Here is a 17,278-nt window from a genome sequence, read left to right on the forward strand (position 1 = left end):
TATCATATTGTACTAGAAGAGTGTTAATAATATACAACTCATGTAGGAGAGTACTAGTGAATATAAAGATTTTAGTTGCTACACATAAACAATATTGGATGCCTGAAGATTCTGTATATATGCCGATCCATGTAGGACGAGAAGGCAAGGCCGATATTGGTTATACTGGAGATAATACTGGAGATAATATATCTTCAAAGAATGCTAATTACTGTGAATTGACGGGTCTCTATTGGGCATGGAAAAACCTTGACGCGGACTATATTGGTCTTGTTCATTACAGACGTTATTTTACGCGCAAAGAGGTGCGCTCCGTAGAAGATAAAAAGAATCAAATCTTGACGGGTGCAGAATGGGAGAAACTACTTTCACAATATCCTGTAGTAGTAGCAGATAAGCGTAAATATTATATTGAGTCTAATCGTTCTCACTATAATAATGCCCACCATAGCTCAGGATTAGATGCGGCAGAGCAAATCATCGCTGAACAATATCCCGAATATAGCGCTGCTTTCACAAAGGTATGCAATCGCACTTGGGCTCATATGTTCAACATGTTTGTTATGCGTAGAGATTTATTTGATCAATACTGTGAATGGATGTTTTCCATCTTAGAAGAAATTGAAAAACGTGTTGATATTTCTGATTATGATACGTATGAAGCACGTATCTATGGCTTTGTTAGTGAAATCTTGCTTGATGTATGGATTGAAGCTAATAATATTAGCTATAAAGAACAAAACGTATCATTTATGGAGCCACAAAACTGGTTGAAAAAAGGTGGATTATTCTTAAAAAGAAAATTCTTTAAATAATAGACCTATTTGTATTATGGAGGAATTTTTTTGATGCGAGAAATTGGATTTTCGGAGATTAAGGGTGTCGCTTTAGATATTTTAAAAGATTTGGCACAATTTTGTGATACACATGATATTCGATATGTATTAGCTTATGGAACGATGTTGGGTGCCGTTAGACATAAAGGTTTTATTCCATGGGATGATGATATTGACATCATGATGCCACGGGATGATTATAATCGCTTTATTAAGTTATATAATGACCATAATCCAAGATATCAAGTATATTCTATTGAAAATGATGATAAATACACCTATACAATGGCAAAGGTATTTGATCAAGAAACAGTTATGGTTGATAATACATTGTGGCGTAATTTTGATAAAGCCGGTGTATTTATAGATATCTTTCCTATTGATGGGTTACCAGATGATACACAGGCTCAACAAAAACTTTTTAGACACCAACAACTTTTAAACTTGTTATTCCATGGCTCTTCTATGAAGTTTACATTCAGTAATCGCTATGTAGATTCTAAAGGTAGCTTTGCTAAGTTAAAAGGTTATGTTCGGACAGTTTTAAAATTTGGTGCTATCGGCTTAATGCATTTTTTGCCAACTATAAGTTTAATCAAAAAAATCAACCAAGATGCACAACAGTATCCATTTTCCAATGCGAAATACATAAGTGTTCTTGTTGATTGTGCAAGTGGTAATAAACGAGAGGTATATGAAAAGAGCTTGTTTGATAATAGAAGTTTATATCCTTTTGAGGATACTGAGTTTTGGGGACTTACAGATAGCGATTTCTATTTAAGTCATTTGTACAATAATTATATGGAAGCACCACCTGAAGATCGTCAGGTACCACATCATAACTATAGAGTGTATTGGAAACAATAAGAGGGGGATTAGACTATGAAACTATTTACAGTAGGACCAACACAAATGAGAAAGGAAATTCTTGATGTAAGACATCAACAAGTTCCTTATTTTAGAACAACGGAATTTTCTGAAGTTATGTTAGATTCAGATAGACTGCTTAAAAAGTTTATGAATGCACCAGAAAGCTATAAATCCATCTACTTAACAGCTTCTGGTACAGGCGCATTAGAAGCTACTATTATGAATTGTATGAATGAAACTGACCATGTACTAGTTATTAATGGTGGTACTTTTGGTCAACGTTTTGTTGATTTATGTGAACTCCATGAGATCCCTCATATTGTGATTAAACTAGACGATGGTGAGGAGTTGACTGCTAAACACTTTACTGCAGTAGAAGAACAAGACTTTACTTTTGTTATTGCTAATATTGATGAAACTTCTACAGCACAGTTATATGATATTAATTTATTAAGTAGCTTTGCTAAAAAGAAGCAAGCGTACTTGGTGATTGATGCAATTAGTTCATTCTTAATTGATCATTATGATATGGCTGGTAATAATATTGATGTTACTATTTTAAGTTCTCAAAAAGGACTTTGTATTGCACCAGGTATATCTCCTATTGTAATTAGTGACAGATTATATGAAGAACGTGTAAAAAATAATCATATTAAGAATCTTTACTTTGATTTCAACCAATATGTAAAGAATTTTACAAGAGGTCAAACACCATTCACACCTGCTGTTGGGGTATGTTTAGAAATGAATAAGGCATTACATCTTATTGAAGAGGAAGGTTTTGAAAACTATTTAGCTCGTATTGATAGTGTGGCGAAGGATTTTAGAAATAGAATTAAAGAATTACCAGTATCTCTTCCTACTTTCACTATTAGTAATGCGGTTACGCCTATCCGTTTTGAACAACCAATTGCTAAAGATGTATTTACAATCTTGAAGGACAAATATGATATTTTTGTAAATCCTACAGGTGGGGTTAATGAAGACTATGTCCTACGCGTTGCTCATATTGGTGATACGACTATTGAGGATAATATAATGCTTGTAGAAACAATGAAATTAGTCATTAAAGAGATTACAGGTAAATAATATGGTAAAAGTGATAACATATGGAACATATGATTTGTTTCATGAGGGACATTATAATTTATTAAAAAATGCAAAAGCATTAGGTGATTACCTTATTGTTGGGGTTACGTCTGACTATTTTGATAAATCTAGAGGCAAATTTAATGTTCGTGATTCTTTGATGACGCGTATTGATAATGTGCGCGCTACAGGTTTTGCAGATGAAATCGTAGTAGAAGAATATTTTGGACAAAAAATAGATGATATCAAACGATTTAATATAGATATATTTACTGTGGGATCTGATTGGGAAGGATATTTTGATTATTTAAATGAGTATTGTAAGGTAGTTTACTTACCAAGAACACAAGGCATTTCTAGTACTCAAATCAGAAATTCCAAGAATGTTAGATTGGGTATTATCGGTAATGAAGTTATTTTAGATAGATTTTTAGATGAAGCTAAATTTGTAAGTGGTATTGATATTATAGGTGGTTACACAGAAACAGATGCGGTTGATACTATCTATAAATCACATCAGTTTAATGATTTAGAGCAATTTAGTTCATCTAAAATATTGCTAGATGAGGTAGATGCGGTATACATTAATATGCCATTATCTAAACGTGTAACTTATATCGAAAAAGCACTACAAGCCAAAAAACATGTATTAACAGAATTCCCATTTAGCAGTGACCTTGATGAAACATTACGTTTAATGAACTTGGCGAAAACTTCCAACTTAGTATTAATGGAAGGACTGAAGACAGCGTATAGTCCTGCTTTTAGTAAATTAATAGCCATGGCACGTAGTGGGCAAATCGGTAAGATATTTAATGTGGAAGCCAATTTTACACAGGTATTAGGCGATGATTTAGAGAATCAAGTTAGGATAGCAGGGGGCAGTATTTTATCTCTCGCTGCATATCCTTTATTAGCAATCTTTAAATTATTGGGTTTTGATTATAATCATGTTGATTTTATAAGCCATAAAGTCGATGATGTCGATATTTTATCAAAGATTAATTTTGTCTATGATGATGCTATGGCTTCTGCTACAGTAGCTATTAATGCCAAAGCAGAAGGTGATTTAGTTATATCTGGTTCAAAAGGGTATATTTACGTACCAGCGCCTTGGTGGAAAACAGAATTTTTTGAATTGCGTTTTGAAGATGTGAACTTGAATCGAAAATACTTCTATAAATTTGAAGGGGAAGGTTTACGCTATGAGATTGTTGAATTCTTAACATGTATTAGAAAGAATTCTGAAAGTTTCTTAATGAGCCATCAAGATATGATTGAAGAGGTGCGTGTTCTCGATAAATTTGTATCTAATACAGATGTTACTGTTATTTAGTATAGGGTTGGATGAGTATGCAACAATTATCTTTACGTGAAGTCCAATTAGAAGAGTTGAATCTACTCAAAGATTTTGACCAATTTTGTAAAAAATATAATTTAAAATATAGTCTGTGTTATGGCACATTAATAGGTGCAGCTCGACATAAAGGATTTATACCTTGGGATGATGATATTGATGTTTGCATGCCTAGACCTGATTATGAACGGTTATTAACGTTAAAAGAGCATTATGATCATGATGGATTAGAGTTAATCGCCAATCCTATTAATTATAGCTTGGATGCAACCTATGCAGCTATAATTAATAAAAACATTCCTTGTGAAAACACATATTCTAATACATTGCGTAGTAAGTATTTGTGGATAGATATTTTCCCTGTTGATGGATTTAGTGAAGATATGTCCATCATGAAAGAGATTTATGATAAATCGATTTTTTATCAAAGAATACTTACATTAGCTAGTGCTAAGCTGTTTAAGGGTCAATCTCTCATCCATGCTTTAGGCAAATTAGTTGTTGTGCCATTATGTCGTTTATTTGGTAAACAGCATTGTATTGATATCATGGATCAGTTAGCTAAATCCTATGATTACACTACATCAGAGCATGTTGGTGTAATTGCTTGGGGTGAAGGTGTAAAGGAGCGATTACTTAAACAAGATTTTGAGAAAATGACTACTATTGAGTTCGAAGACCAATTATTCTCTGTTATGTCTTGTTGGAGAGAATATCTAGACAATATGTATGATGATTATATGAAGATGCCTCCTGAAAACCAACGCTGTGGACACAATATTATTGCGTATAAGATAGATCGAAAGGATTAAATTATGCAACCTTTACTTTCTATTATTGTTCCCATTTATAATGTTGAACAATATGTGGACAGATGCATTCAATCTATACTAAATCAAACCTATCAGAATTTAGAAATTATTCTAGTTGATGATGGTGCAACGGATTGTAGTGGTGTTATTGCAGATTCTTATGCGGCGAAGGATAAACGAATTAAGGTCTTTCACAAAGAGAATGGGGGGCTTTCCGATGCTCGTAACTATGGTTTAGATCATGTTACAGGGGACTATATTTTATTCATTGATAGTGATGATTTTATTGTAAATATAATGTGTGAAAGACTGATTACTGTAGCGAATAATAACAATGCTGATATAGTATCTTGTAATTATTATATCTATAGAGGTGATGATGATATCAGTATACATACTATGTCTGTTCAATATGATAAACGAACTTTTACAGGCATGGATATGTTACGGTATTATCTACTAAAAACGGAACCATTTGATTTAAATGTAGTATGGAATAAAATTTTTAAATTGGATTTATTCAATGGAGTGGTGCCAGTTCGTTTTCCAAAGGGACGAGTTCAAGAAGATAATTTTACTATTTTCATGTTATTTTTGAATGCTAATAGTATAGTAACAGTAAATGAACCACTTTATTATTATGTACAACGCGCAGGTAGTATAATGGCTACTTTCACTAGACGTTTTATGATAGATACAATAGAGTCCCACATATATATGAGTGATTATCTTATGAATCACTGCAGTAGTGTAAAGAATGAGCTGCAATTATATCTTTTAAATTCCTATGTGGAATTATCTCGTAGAGTCTGTGCCAATAAATGTAAGAAAGAGTACAATGATTTACTAATTCAATATAAACACTATGTATTAGATCATACGGCTGATACTAGCCATAATCCAATGTGGAAGTGTAAACAATATATAAAAAGGCTATTGGTTAAATTGTATTATTAAATATGAATCATAGTCATATTTGTACGATTATATATTACATATAATTAAAGCCCATAGAGATTATCTTTATATTTTTATTGATAATACTATGGGGTTTTCTCTAATTATGAAAGTATAGTTAGTAATATTTAATAGATATTAATGTTAGAGGATGGGTAATGTGAGAAAGAGTTACTCCGTATTAATAGAGAATATATTTTCTTTACTGACCTTGCGCGCTTTAGAATATATATTAGCGTTTATTTTAGTACCATATTTGATTCGCGTATTAGGACCATTGCATTTTGGGATGATTGCCTTTATGCAGGGGATTATGGAATATTTCCGTATTTTTGTAGATTTTGGTTATTCCTTAACAGCGCCAAAGGCAATAGCACAGGCTGAAGAACAGAACATAAGCTCTCTATTTGCCAAATATTTTTATGGAAAAGTATGTATATTGATATTTATTACCGCGGTATTTTTTGCTATTTATAATCTACAACGCATATTATTAGGAAATACGATTGATATATTATTATTTCAGGTCATGTACTGTGGAATTATAGGCAATGTTTTATTTCCTGTATGGTTTTTCCAGGGCATACAGAAGATGCGGTATATTACCATCTTAAATATGAGTGGTCGTATCTGTACAATGCTAGGTATATTTTTACTTGTAAAATTTCCAGATGATTATATACTTGCTGCATTCTTACAATCTTGTACTCCATTAATTGCAGGTATTTTTTCAATAGTTTGGTTAAGAAAACACTATACAGGATTATTCAAATTGCCACCTATGGGTGAGATTATTAATTCTTATAAAGAAGGCTGGTCTATATTCGTATCTTCGTTGGCAGTTAACTTGTACACTGCAACTAATGTAGTAGTATTAGGTATGCTTACGAATAATGTTATCGTTGGTTACTATAGTGCTGCTGATAAATTAATTACCTGTGTTCGAAGAGGTATATATGCTGTAAGTGATGCAATATATCCATTTATAAGTAAGATGATGAGAGATGATATTCCCAAGGGATTACAGTTCATTAAAAAGCAATTATTCCTGTATTTGATTGTAGGCCTTGTTGGTTGTACATCTTTATTTTTCTTTTCAGATACTATAGTTAGGCTATTGTTCGGAGCTGATTATGATTTAACTGTTGATGTATTACGAATCTTGTCTTTTGTTCCATTAGCTGTTGCTATTAGTACTGTATTTGGTGAAGAAACGATGTTACCCCTTAATATGAATAGTGCTTATAGTCGGACTCTAGTATTGGGAGCTTTCTTTAGTTTGATATCTATATTTCCATTGTGTTATTTGTGGGGGGCTAAAGGAGTAGCAATAACAATGCTATTAACAGAATTTTTAATTATGAGTATTATGGGAGGTTTATTAAGGAAGCAACTCTTTTAAGAGGTATTAAGTAGTTTGAGAGATTTGAGAGGTTTGTTTCAATATGATTAGTTTAGCATATTATAAAATTCAAGAGATTTTGCTTTGTGCAATGATAATTTCATTACCCTTAATGCGGATACCAGATCGGTATACCTTATTTTCGATGGGAAATAATCTGTCGATGGTATTTTTGTTTTTTTCCATTTTTTTATTTATTGTGTATAGCATATGGAAAAAGAAGACAGAGGTTCCATTTAAACTGTATTTTATAATATCTGTTGTTTGGATTGTTTTTTGTACTATATTGGGGGTATTTTCTTTCCCTTTTTACGATACTGTAATTTATACGTACTTAATCAATACATCCGTTGTCCAAAAATTATATACTCTATTCCCTTCATTTGTAGGTAATGAATTTGTTCTACAAGTAAAGTTGATGGTGTCCTTAGTTTGGTATTTATTCAGAAACTTTATATTCCCATTAATTGGTTTATTCTTAATCATTTTTAATCTTTATAAAGATGATTATAAAAAAGGCCTTGATACCATTGTTAATGCTGCAAGAATATTAACAATTCTATGTATAGCTTACTCTGTTATAGAGGTTTCTTGGCTATGGAGTGGTTCGGATTATTTAGCTAGTATACTAGTAACTATTAATAATAGCTTATATGATCCTGTTGTACAAAGTGGTTGGTGGCCTCCAGAATTATGGCCAGGCCAACTTAGAAGCTTTGCGTTAGAACCATCCTATTTTAGTATGATTGCGGTATTTTTAGCTCCATTATTAGGTATTCATTATGTGAATGCCAAAAATAAACTCGATATTGTATTAGCATTTCTATTGATTTCTATGATTTTCTTAACCAAAGCAAGAACTGGTGTAGTTATCTATCTATTTGAATTGGTTACATTTGTACTGCTTAGTCTTGTATTTAGGTATACGTCTTGGTGGAAAATCTGTTTATTCACCGTAGGTCTTAGTGTATTAAGTTATTCGTTTGTCATTGTGGGAGACTCCGTGGCGAGCCCTTTTATTAGAGCAAGTATTTCAGAAATAAACACTGTTGATGAAACCTCTAAAGCTGTATCGGTAGAAAAAGCGCTAGATAACTATATTGATAGTAATGTTAAATCTGTTAGTAATGCGAGCTCACGGTCTAACTCAGCAAGATTTGGTAATACGGTAGCTATGTTTAAAGTAGGTCTAGATTACCCTTTGTTTGGTGTTGGTAGAGGTTTGCATTCTAACTATATGGTGGATCGATTCCCGGATTTTGCTAAAGATAGTGGAGAGGTTAAGCAATGGACAGAGGATGTGTTACGAAAGGGGTTTTTAGCATTTGAATACCCTGTACTCAACGAATTTGCAGCCATATTGGCTTGGTTTGGTGTTATAGGGGAACTATTATTTATTACACCAATTTTATATATTTTATATAAAACATATAGAATTAGACGACATATACAAAATCCGACGTTAGTTTATTTATTAGTAGCATTCTTTGGTCAGATTGTATGCTTTATGAGTAATGAATTTATATTAGCGTATCCAACCCTTGTAGGAATTTTGATTTGTTATATTAAATTTTATGAGAATAGTAACATATAAATTGTATATGTACAGGTATTATGTTTGCTACAATTTTTGATACGATAAAGAAATGTGCTGTTATCAAGAAATTAATAATAGAGGAGCTTATAAGTGGTAGGAAAATGAAAATACGATTGCCAAAAAGTATTAGTTGATTAGATGACTTTTCTAATATGTACGTGGTATGACTATAATCTAAATAGGGATTCACTTGTTCAAAGAGGATGTTTATCGTATTGATAAATAACAAGCCTTAGTAAATTAATGTTCAAAAGTAAGGATTTTTGAACATCACTTTTCTAAATAGTAGATTGATGTACAAAATGCTGATTTTTTGTACATTAATTATTATCGTAATAAGTATAGCTTAATAAAAAGGCAGCTGGTGTATAATCAGCTGCCTTTTTTATGTGTAAAATTTGTCACAACATTCTCATATATTTCATGTATTTTATGATGTATACAAGTCATCATGGTAGTTACCAGTTGGCGTAGTATTCATATAGTTTGAGAGGAAGAATATGAGGTATAGAGAATGAGAGCGAGCAATATTGAATTGTTGCGTATCATTTCGATGATACTAATTATTATGCACCATTTTAGCGTGCATGGTTGTTTCCCCTTTACGCCAGATTTAACGTTTAATAAGGTGTTTCTCCAAGTATTTGGACTTGGAGGCAAGGCTGGTGTAGTTGCCTTTGTTATGATAACGGGCTATTTCATGGTTTCTAGTAGTTTTAAGCTGCACAAGTTTGTCAAGTTAGTAGGGCAAATATGGTTTTACAGCATTGCCATGTTGGGCGTGGCTATGGGTTTAGGACTTGATACGGTGACGTCAAGGAATATGATACTTGCGCTATTGCCCATTGGTGCCATGAGTTGGTTCGCCCAGAACTTTTTAGTACTCTATTTATTAACGCCTATTATTAATCGAGTACTTCGTTGGCTACAGCGTAAATACTACGTTATGCTTCTAGTGGTTTCCACGGTAATTTGGTTCTTAATACCGACGGCATTGAATTTGTGGCCTAATGTACCGCATACCACCTTTGGATTCAAACATATCTTTTCCTTTGTCGTATTCTATTCGATGGGGGCGTACATCAAGCTGTACGGCTCACATATAACAAAGAAAATAGGTATTATATTTAGCGCCATAGGCTTTGTAGGGGCCTTTCTAGGGGACATCTTTGTCGATGTACTAGCCATGACGAATCCAGCGTATATGAAACAGATTTTCTACTTTACGCAAAATGATTATGGCTTCTTTCAATTGCTATTAGGTATTGGGTTATTTACTATTTTTTTGAAAGCAAAGATCACTTATCGTCCTTGGATTAATGTGGTAGCATCTACTACCTTTGGTATATACCTATTGCATGACAATAGGTTATTCCTTCATCATATGTGGGACAATGTATTGGCAACGTATCAGTACTATGATTCAATACTATTACCTCTGTATGCAATCTTTGTAGTGGCGCTCATTTTTGTCGTCGGTATGACCGTAGACTATGTGCGGTTAGCTTTCATAGAAAAACCTGTGATGAAAGCAATTACGCCAAGCCTAGACCGGATTCAGTCAAGGGTTGAGAAAGTACTGCCATTATAATGCGATTATCGGTGTTTTTTGGTATAATATATAAGTATTCTTACCATAAAACGGGAGGTAATTATAATGCGTAAATTCTTGTATATGTTAGCGGTATTGCTTGTATTAATTGGCATTAGCACAAATGATGTAGAAGCTCGTCAAGATGTGTATGCTACGACATATCTCGGTAATAGCTGGTATGTAGATCAAGACTCTGTAAAACGGGTGGGGGATATACTCAACTTTACGGTGTACACAACAGCAGGTCTTAGCTACAAAGTGACATCTAGTGATGACAACTATTACAATGCAGACGTATTTTACGATAATAATAAACTCGTATCGGATAATGGCCAATCTGTATGGAAGTCGCCAGGCATGATGGCAGCCATGCGCGTGGCCCGTAGATAAACAAAAAAGGCAGGAATTATTGATATGTCCTCCATTACTGAACATCTAGTAATGGAGGACATGTTACATAATCTCTGCCTTTTCTTTTGCTTTGGAAAAAGAAAATAGCCCTTCGTTACCAGTGACTGGAGAACTGAAAGGCCATTCCATCATATTCTTTATTCTTTTGGGATGAGCCCGACAGAACTACTCGTCTGGCTATCTACCTATATTAAAGGGATAAAGATATATATCGTCAAATTCGAATAAATGATAATATAGCTTTCAATAGATTTTTTTATAATTATGAGCAGCACTTAGGTGCCGCCTTTTTTTGTTATTTATTATTTTTTGATGATGAAACAGTTTTCTTATGTTTACAATAATAGCCTTATAAATTATAATTAAAAATGTTTAATTATAATTTATAGTGTGAATAAGAGAGGGTTATTATGAAACGCATGTGTAAAGCGAATTTATCCTTAGCGATTGCCCTGACGATTGCTAGCTCTGTAGTGCCGTATGTAATGGCAGAATATCCTGTTGTTAGTGCTGTTAAAGGTGAAACTTTAAACTTGGGAAAGGTACAAGGGACACTGTTTGGAATTGATGCAGATAATAAGAGTACTATTAATGCAGATTATGTATCTGGTAGACTAATGGATGGACGAAAGACTATCATTACTAGTCAAAATGGAAGTACTGTGAATATTAAAAATGGCGATCTTCAAGTTGGTCGTGACAGTAATCCACTTGTTATTGCTAAAGGCGGTACTGTAAATCTCGGCGTAGATGGTAATAAGGGTAATTTTACTGGCCATGATATGTCCATTGAAGGCGATGTACGTATCGATGGTAGCAATACACATCCATCTGAAATTAATATCGGTGTAGATAGTGATGAAGTACTATGGACTGGCTTTGCTCTCAACTTAGCAGATAAGAATGCAAAACAGCCAAACCATATCAATGTATTTCTTGGTGATCGTGGTTATTGGGACCATATGTATCAAGGCGGTTTGAATGGTACTAGTTATAGCACAATGACAACTCCAAGCCGTGTACATCGTTTGGTCGGTTCAAAAAATCGTAATTTTGAATCCATAGTAACTCAAAGTGAGCATAATGAAATTCACATTGATAAATTAGAAGGCCATGTAAATTTTGTGTATGATCCAAATGGTGAGTATGATGATAAAGAGGATCCAAGTTATAAAGAGCGTGAAAATATTGTAAATGGATTGACTCCAGAATCATTCTGGGGTGGTGATGTTCATATTACAAGTGCGGCACCTAATTCCGGTGCTCATATGTACACGAGTCGTAAGGGCTTAGACTTGTCTACTGAGGACAATGTAAATAAAGTTTTGGATAATTTGGCGCATAAGGTGTACTACCATAATTATGTAAATGGTGAAAGAAATCTTCAAGGCACGGTTGCTATTGCTTCTGAAGGTGCTGAATCTGCGCGTTTTAAAGTATTAACCGAAGGTTATGCTAAGGAAGGTGCTGTTACGTGGCAGGCCGATAAAAATGGTCAGGGTAAATATGAGTATGGTAAGGTGCAACCGACTCCGAAGCCTGAGGTGAAACCGGCTCCGGTACCAACGCCTAAGCCTGAGGTAAAGCCAGCACCGCAACCGACTCCGAAGCCTGAGGTAAAACCGGCTCCAGTTCCAACGCCTAAGCCGGAAGTGAAACCAACACCGCAACCGACTCCGAAGCCTGAGGTAAAACCGGCTCCGGTTCCAACACCTAAGCCGGAAGTGAAACCAGCACCGCAACCGACTCCGAAGCCTGAGGTAAAACCGGCTCCGGTTCCAACACCTAAGCCGGAAGTGAAACCAACACCGCAACCGACTCCAAAAACTGAGGAAAAACAAGTACCAGCTCTTGAGCAGAATCCTCAGATGAATGTCAATATGGGTGCCTTTGATACGCCACATATGCGTGGTACTCGTTCCGCCATCATGAGTAATATTAATGGTTGGAGAACGTTGACAGATAATATGTATCGTTCACGCGTATTACAACAAGGTGAACCAACAGGTATTTGGGCTCGCGTTGGTGGAGGTAAATACAACTTTAATGGAAGCGGAATCGATACAGATACAACATACACGCGTATCCAAGGTGGTTACGATGCTAAAACTGGTAGCGGTTGGACCGTAGGTGGTCAAGTTTCTTATCTTCGTGGTAACGATGATTACGTTTTCAACGGCTCTGGTAAGGAAAAAGCCTTTGCTGTTGGTGCGTATGGTTTGAAAAATCTTGGTAACAACCAATATATCCATATTGAGTCCCAAGTAGGTCGTGCATCTAACGATTTCACTGTTCGTAATGAGATTGGTGAAAAATTTTCTGGTGAGACTAAAGCTAATGCGTATACAATTGGTGCACGCTATGGTAAAACCGTGAAACTTTCTAATGGTACATATATCGAGCCACAAGCACAATTGAGCTATACTCACTTTGGTGGTGATAGCTTCAATGCTGGCAGTATGAAAGTAGATCAGTCTGGTGTGAGCAGTACAGTAGGCGGTCTTGGCCTTGAAATCGGTAAACATTTCGGCGCAGGTAATCTATATACTCGTCTTGGTGTTAACCATGCATTCTCTGGTACAGTAAAAACTACATATACTAGTGGTGCTACTACTAAATACACTTCCGAGGACATTAAAGGCACTTGGACAGATTTAGCCTTTGGAGGTCGCTACGGTTTTAATGCAAATAACAGCATCTTTGCTGATATTAGTACAGGTCTATCTGGTGATTATAAGGCCGGTTGGTCTGTAAATGCAGGATTTACACATAAATTTTAAGCGAATTATTAATAGATAGGAGCGATTTTAGTACATCGATAATTGCATGACAGGTAAAGTCGTCTATTGATTCATTCATATATTTCTTTAAAACGTTTCTTATTGTATCGAGCATTAGTTCGACTTATAATAGGATTAGGATAGCCAACGAGGTTGGGCCTCTCTTCGTTAATGAAGGGAGGGGTGTCTATGAGTGATTATGAGTTAATCATGCTAATTCTAGAGGTAATAACTGTAGTTATTGCCTTTGGAGCACTTGTGGCTCTTATTTGTCTTGGAAAAGACAAATAGCCCTTCGTTACCAGTAACTGGATAACTGAAAGGCCATTTCATCAATTATTTATAGTTTTGAGATGAGCCTAACGGAACCACTCGCTTGGCTATCTACCTATATTATAGGGATAAAAATATATATCGTCAAATTGAGATGAAATACATTATTATAATAACTACATATAAATAATCATAAAAGCTGTACATACATAGATTAGTCTGAACGGCTTTGATGTCAAAACGAATGTAACATCAAAGGTAGTTCAAAAATCGATTATGTGTGTACAGCTTTTTGTATTTTGGTTTTAGTGTGTTTTTGTGAAAGTAGTCAAAGGACTACCATAAAGGGATCTTATTATTTTTCAAGTTTGTCTACCAAGCGTTTTACTGTTTCTTGTAGATCTTTATTTTGTGTTTCTAATGCTTGTACGCGTTGTTCTAGTGCGTTATAAGAGGCAGGGGACATAGCAGTAGACAAAGACTTTCCTGGTCTATAGGTGACACCTACATTGGCCATAACGTGATTGTTCATCGTAAACCCAGTGGTGAGTAAAAGATTATCTTTGTGATAATAGCCTACACCTAGAGCTACTGCATTTGCATTTTTATAATGACCGTAGCCCGCCATGTATTGAACGCGATTATCTGGATCATATGGTAATGGATGTAATGCAGCTAATGCAGCGGCACGAGCATCACCTTTATTGGATTCCGATTCAACACGTTGTACCTCTTGAGATACATGTTGTACAGATTTTTCAATAGTGCTAATAGAATTATTAAGCTGTTGACTTGTACTTTTACCAAGGGTATCAATCATTTGATGAACGCCGTAGAGTTGGGATCCGTTGACCGCATCTGTAGAGGTAGCACTCACGCGACCTGCTGCGAGATTGGTAATCGTCCGTTCCTTGCCCTTAGCCCCTACGGATACTGTTGATACAGGGGCGGTGCCGGCATAGTTGACGGTAGTACCATTTTCAAAGGTATGACTTGCTGTACCGACTACATCGCCGTCAGCGGAATCATTGCCAAGGACAACGCCATTTTTTAGAGAGGTAGTCACATTATTGCCGAGAACAAAGGTGTTTTCTCCAGAAATGTGGTTTTAATTACCTATACTGTAAGAATTGGCTGCATCAATAGCTGTTTTACCGTATTCGCCCTGGCCGAATACACCGGATGCGGTCGCTTTCTCTGATAGTGTATTATAAGAGCCTACAGCCAAACCTTTTGCGGCTTTTACATTCACATAATGCCCTACGGCAAGGTCGAACTGACCGTTTACTGTTGAATTCGAGCCGATGGCTACAGAATTGCTGGCCTTACTGTTAGCACCTTGAAAATTACCAATCCACACGTTTTTATCACCTGCGGAGTTTTCCCCTGATTGAGTCCCCATGACAATGGAGTTCGTCAACTGGCTTGCATTACCTGCGGCGAAACCGACGGTTACGTTAAAATCGCCAGTACTGCCTCGGAAGGACTTCGCCCCAAGGTTGATATTGCCGCCGCCTGATGAGCCGGCCCCAGCAGCTGCACCTAAGGCTATATTATTGCCTTGGGCATTGGGCCCCTTACCTTTTCCGTTCGCCGCACCGGCGTTCTCACCGAGGGTGATGTTGCCGCTTGTTCCTGCGGTGAAAGTTTGACCTTCCTTGCCGATGTTACCGTTGTTATCAACGATATTGACCGGCGCCGCATAAACTGAGGCGGACAAAGCTACCATTACAACACTTGCTAATACAAAACGTTTCTTACTCATCGTATACACTCCTTTGTGTACAAACAAACTTTCACAAAACTTTCATAAAAAGACTTACATGGCTACTATAATACCAAAAAGGTATATTGTAAATAGAATATTCACATAATTCTAATAAATATACAATATATTCTATAGGTATTTATAGTTAATAAGAAACCTTTGACACATATTTATAAAATTTAAATATTTATTTATTCTATAAATTGTATTCTAGCATTTTATATGTATACATTGCATTCTATATGCATTGACAAGCCTCTATATATTTATATAAAATAGAAATAATTTCATGTTTTGTTCATGATAAAATCATGAGTCATCGGCGTGTGTAATCGTGTGTAATGACGTATTAAGTACATAATTATGTGCGTAATGAAAAGTGTGTTTGTACGTAAGAGTGTTTAATGAAATATATAGTTGTGTTAGTAGTGATCCTGTGTATGTCCGTTATGCCCGTGTTGGGAAAACAGGTGGACAGAACAGCGCAGCCTATACAGGGGACTACGGTAAAACAAGTTCATAGTGAAAGTACGGTCGTATTATCTGACGACTTAGATACATTCCATGTTAATTCGTCTCATACTCCAGATCATGTCATCGGTCAGGGCGGATTGGAGATGCCGGACTCCACAGATAAAAAGACGACTCGTTATTCCGATACGGATGCGGTCAATTCTGCGTTGCAGGCAGTGGTCATGACGGGTGTTCATTCCGCAATGCACGGATTGAAGGCGAAGCCCTGGATGCAGAGGACCGTCGTGTCATTGCGCTTTCAGAAAAACTGGAAGCCCTTGTACGGTGTGGAAACCTTGCAGCCGCTAGGTCATTATGATGAGACATCTCGTCATGTGTGGTTTACACAGGAGCGTTTGGCGAATGCAGCGGATACAGGAACGACGGCGAATGTGGGTATCGGCTATCGCCGAATTGCTGCGAACGATGACCATTATTACGGTGGTAATCTGTTTTATGACCATCGGTTCAGAGGTAATCACAGTCGCATGAGTGTTGGGCTGGAGTACGTGTCGGGGATTGGTGCGTTTCGCATGAACTGGTATCGCGGTGTGTCCAGCGAGCGTTCCTTTGATGGTGCGTCACGCTTGGAAAATGTGTCTAACGGATATACTGCGGAATATGGGACTAGCTTTAAGAATGCTCGTTGGGCGCGCGTGTACATGGAAGCCTATCGTTGGCAGTTGCGGCGTAGTGAGGATAAGCATGGCTTGCGCATCGGTACGGAGTTGCAGCTCACGCCGAGGATTTCCGTGGACATGGGCTATAACAAGCCGGAGCATAAGCACGGCAGTCCGTACGGAAAAATTATGTTCCGTCTAGCCGGTGTCGATACGGCATGGTTTGGTGGTAACCATCGATCGGATACAAAAGTATCGGTTCGTGCGAATATGTTGGAAAATGTGCGCCGCCAACATACGGTGCACGTTGATTGATAGATTAATATATATATTTATTATTTTGATAAAAGTAGCATAAGAATCTATATTTATTTTTTAGATAAAAGCAACATAAGGAAC

At 36.0% G+C, this 17,278-nt stretch carries 12 protein-coding genes and 1 pseudogene; 12 read left to right on the forward strand and 1 reads right to left on the reverse strand.

The features are described 5' to 3' along the window. Positions 1–56: 56 nt before the first annotated feature. The 11 genes from VPHSUH08_RS09390 to VPHSUH08_RS09440 all read left to right on the forward strand — a co-directional run bounded on the left by VPHSUH08_RS09390 (position 57) and on the right by VPHSUH08_RS09440 (position 13,705). Positions 57–815, forward strand: coding sequence for a DUF4422 domain-containing protein (locus VPHSUH08_RS09390; RefSeq protein WP_105087328.1), 759 nt, complete (start codon positions 57–59; stop codon positions 813–815). Between the two features lie 33 nt (positions 816–848). Further along, positions 849–1,703 carry a phosphorylcholine transferase LicD gene (locus VPHSUH08_RS09395; protein WP_105087329.1) on the forward strand — a complete coding sequence of 285 codons (855 nt, stop codon included), beginning with the start codon at positions 849–851 and terminating at the stop codon, positions 1,701–1,703. A 15-nt stretch (positions 1,704–1,718) separates the two neighbouring features. Beyond that, positions 1,719–2,795, forward strand: coding sequence for an alanine--glyoxylate aminotransferase family protein (locus VPHSUH08_RS09400; RefSeq protein WP_058948366.1), 1,077 nt, complete (start codon positions 1,719–1,721; stop codon positions 2,793–2,795). A gap of 1 nt (position 2,796) precedes the next feature. After that, entirely contained in the window at positions 2,797–4,131 is a 1,335-nt protein-coding gene (locus VPHSUH08_RS09405) for an adenylyltransferase/cytidyltransferase family protein (RefSeq protein WP_058948367.1), read from the forward strand. A gap of 17 nt (positions 4,132–4,148) precedes the next feature. Beyond that, the gene (locus VPHSUH08_RS09410; protein ID WP_233189900.1) at positions 4,149–4,964 is read left to right on the forward strand and encodes a phosphorylcholine transferase LicD; all 816 of its coding nucleotides are present in this window, start codon (positions 4,149–4,151) and stop codon (positions 4,962–4,964) included. 3 nt (positions 4,965–4,967) lie between these two features. Further along, entirely contained in the window at positions 4,968–5,921 is a 954-nt protein-coding gene (locus VPHSUH08_RS09415) for a glycosyltransferase (protein ID WP_105087331.1), read from the forward strand. A 160-nt stretch (positions 5,922–6,081) separates the two neighbouring features. Next, positions 6,082–7,323 carry a flippase gene (locus VPHSUH08_RS09420; RefSeq protein ID WP_158251062.1) on the forward strand — a complete coding sequence of 414 codons (1,242 nt, stop codon included), beginning with the start codon at positions 6,082–6,084 and terminating at the stop codon, positions 7,321–7,323. 418 nt (positions 7,324–7,741) lie between these two features. After that, entirely contained in the window at positions 7,742–8,917 is a 1,176-nt protein-coding gene (locus VPHSUH08_RS09425; RefSeq protein ID WP_158251063.1) for an O-antigen ligase family protein, read from the forward strand. Between the two features lie 517 nt (positions 8,918–9,434). Beyond that, positions 9,435–10,511 carry an acyltransferase gene (locus VPHSUH08_RS09430; protein ID WP_105087334.1) on the forward strand — a complete coding sequence of 359 codons (1,077 nt, stop codon included), beginning with the start codon at positions 9,435–9,437 and terminating at the stop codon, positions 10,509–10,511. Positions 10,512–10,577: 66 nt separating this feature from the next. Beyond that, on the forward strand, positions 10,578–10,904 hold the full coding sequence (locus tag VPHSUH08_RS09435; RefSeq protein WP_105087335.1) for a Tat pathway signal protein: 327 nt from the start codon (positions 10,578–10,580) through the stop codon (positions 10,902–10,904). A gap of 431 nt (positions 10,905–11,335) precedes the next feature. Further along, positions 11,336–13,705 carry an autotransporter outer membrane beta-barrel domain-containing protein gene (locus tag VPHSUH08_RS09440; RefSeq protein ID WP_105087336.1) on the forward strand — a complete coding sequence of 790 codons (2,370 nt, stop codon included), beginning with the start codon at positions 11,336–11,338 and terminating at the stop codon, positions 13,703–13,705. A gap of 628 nt (positions 13,706–14,333) precedes the next feature. On the opposite strand, the pseudogene VPHSUH08_RS09660 reads toward VPHSUH08_RS09440, so the two are convergent. Beyond that, a pseudogene (locus VPHSUH08_RS09660) lies at positions 14,334–15,743 on the reverse strand (YadA-like family protein). Between the two features lie 407 nt (positions 15,744–16,150). Between VPHSUH08_RS09660 and VPHSUH08_RS09450 the strand changes: the two are divergent. Next, entirely contained in the window at positions 16,151–17,194 is a 1,044-nt protein-coding gene (locus tag VPHSUH08_RS09450; RefSeq protein WP_105087337.1) for an inverse autotransporter beta domain-containing protein, read from the forward strand. Positions 17,195–17,278: the final 84 nt, after the last annotated feature.

The sequence above is a fragment of the Veillonella sp. S13054-11 genome (genome assembly GCF_002959795.1).
In the GTDB taxonomy this organism is placed as follows: Bacteria; Bacillota; Negativicutes; order Veillonellales; family Veillonellaceae; genus Veillonella; species Veillonella parvula_E.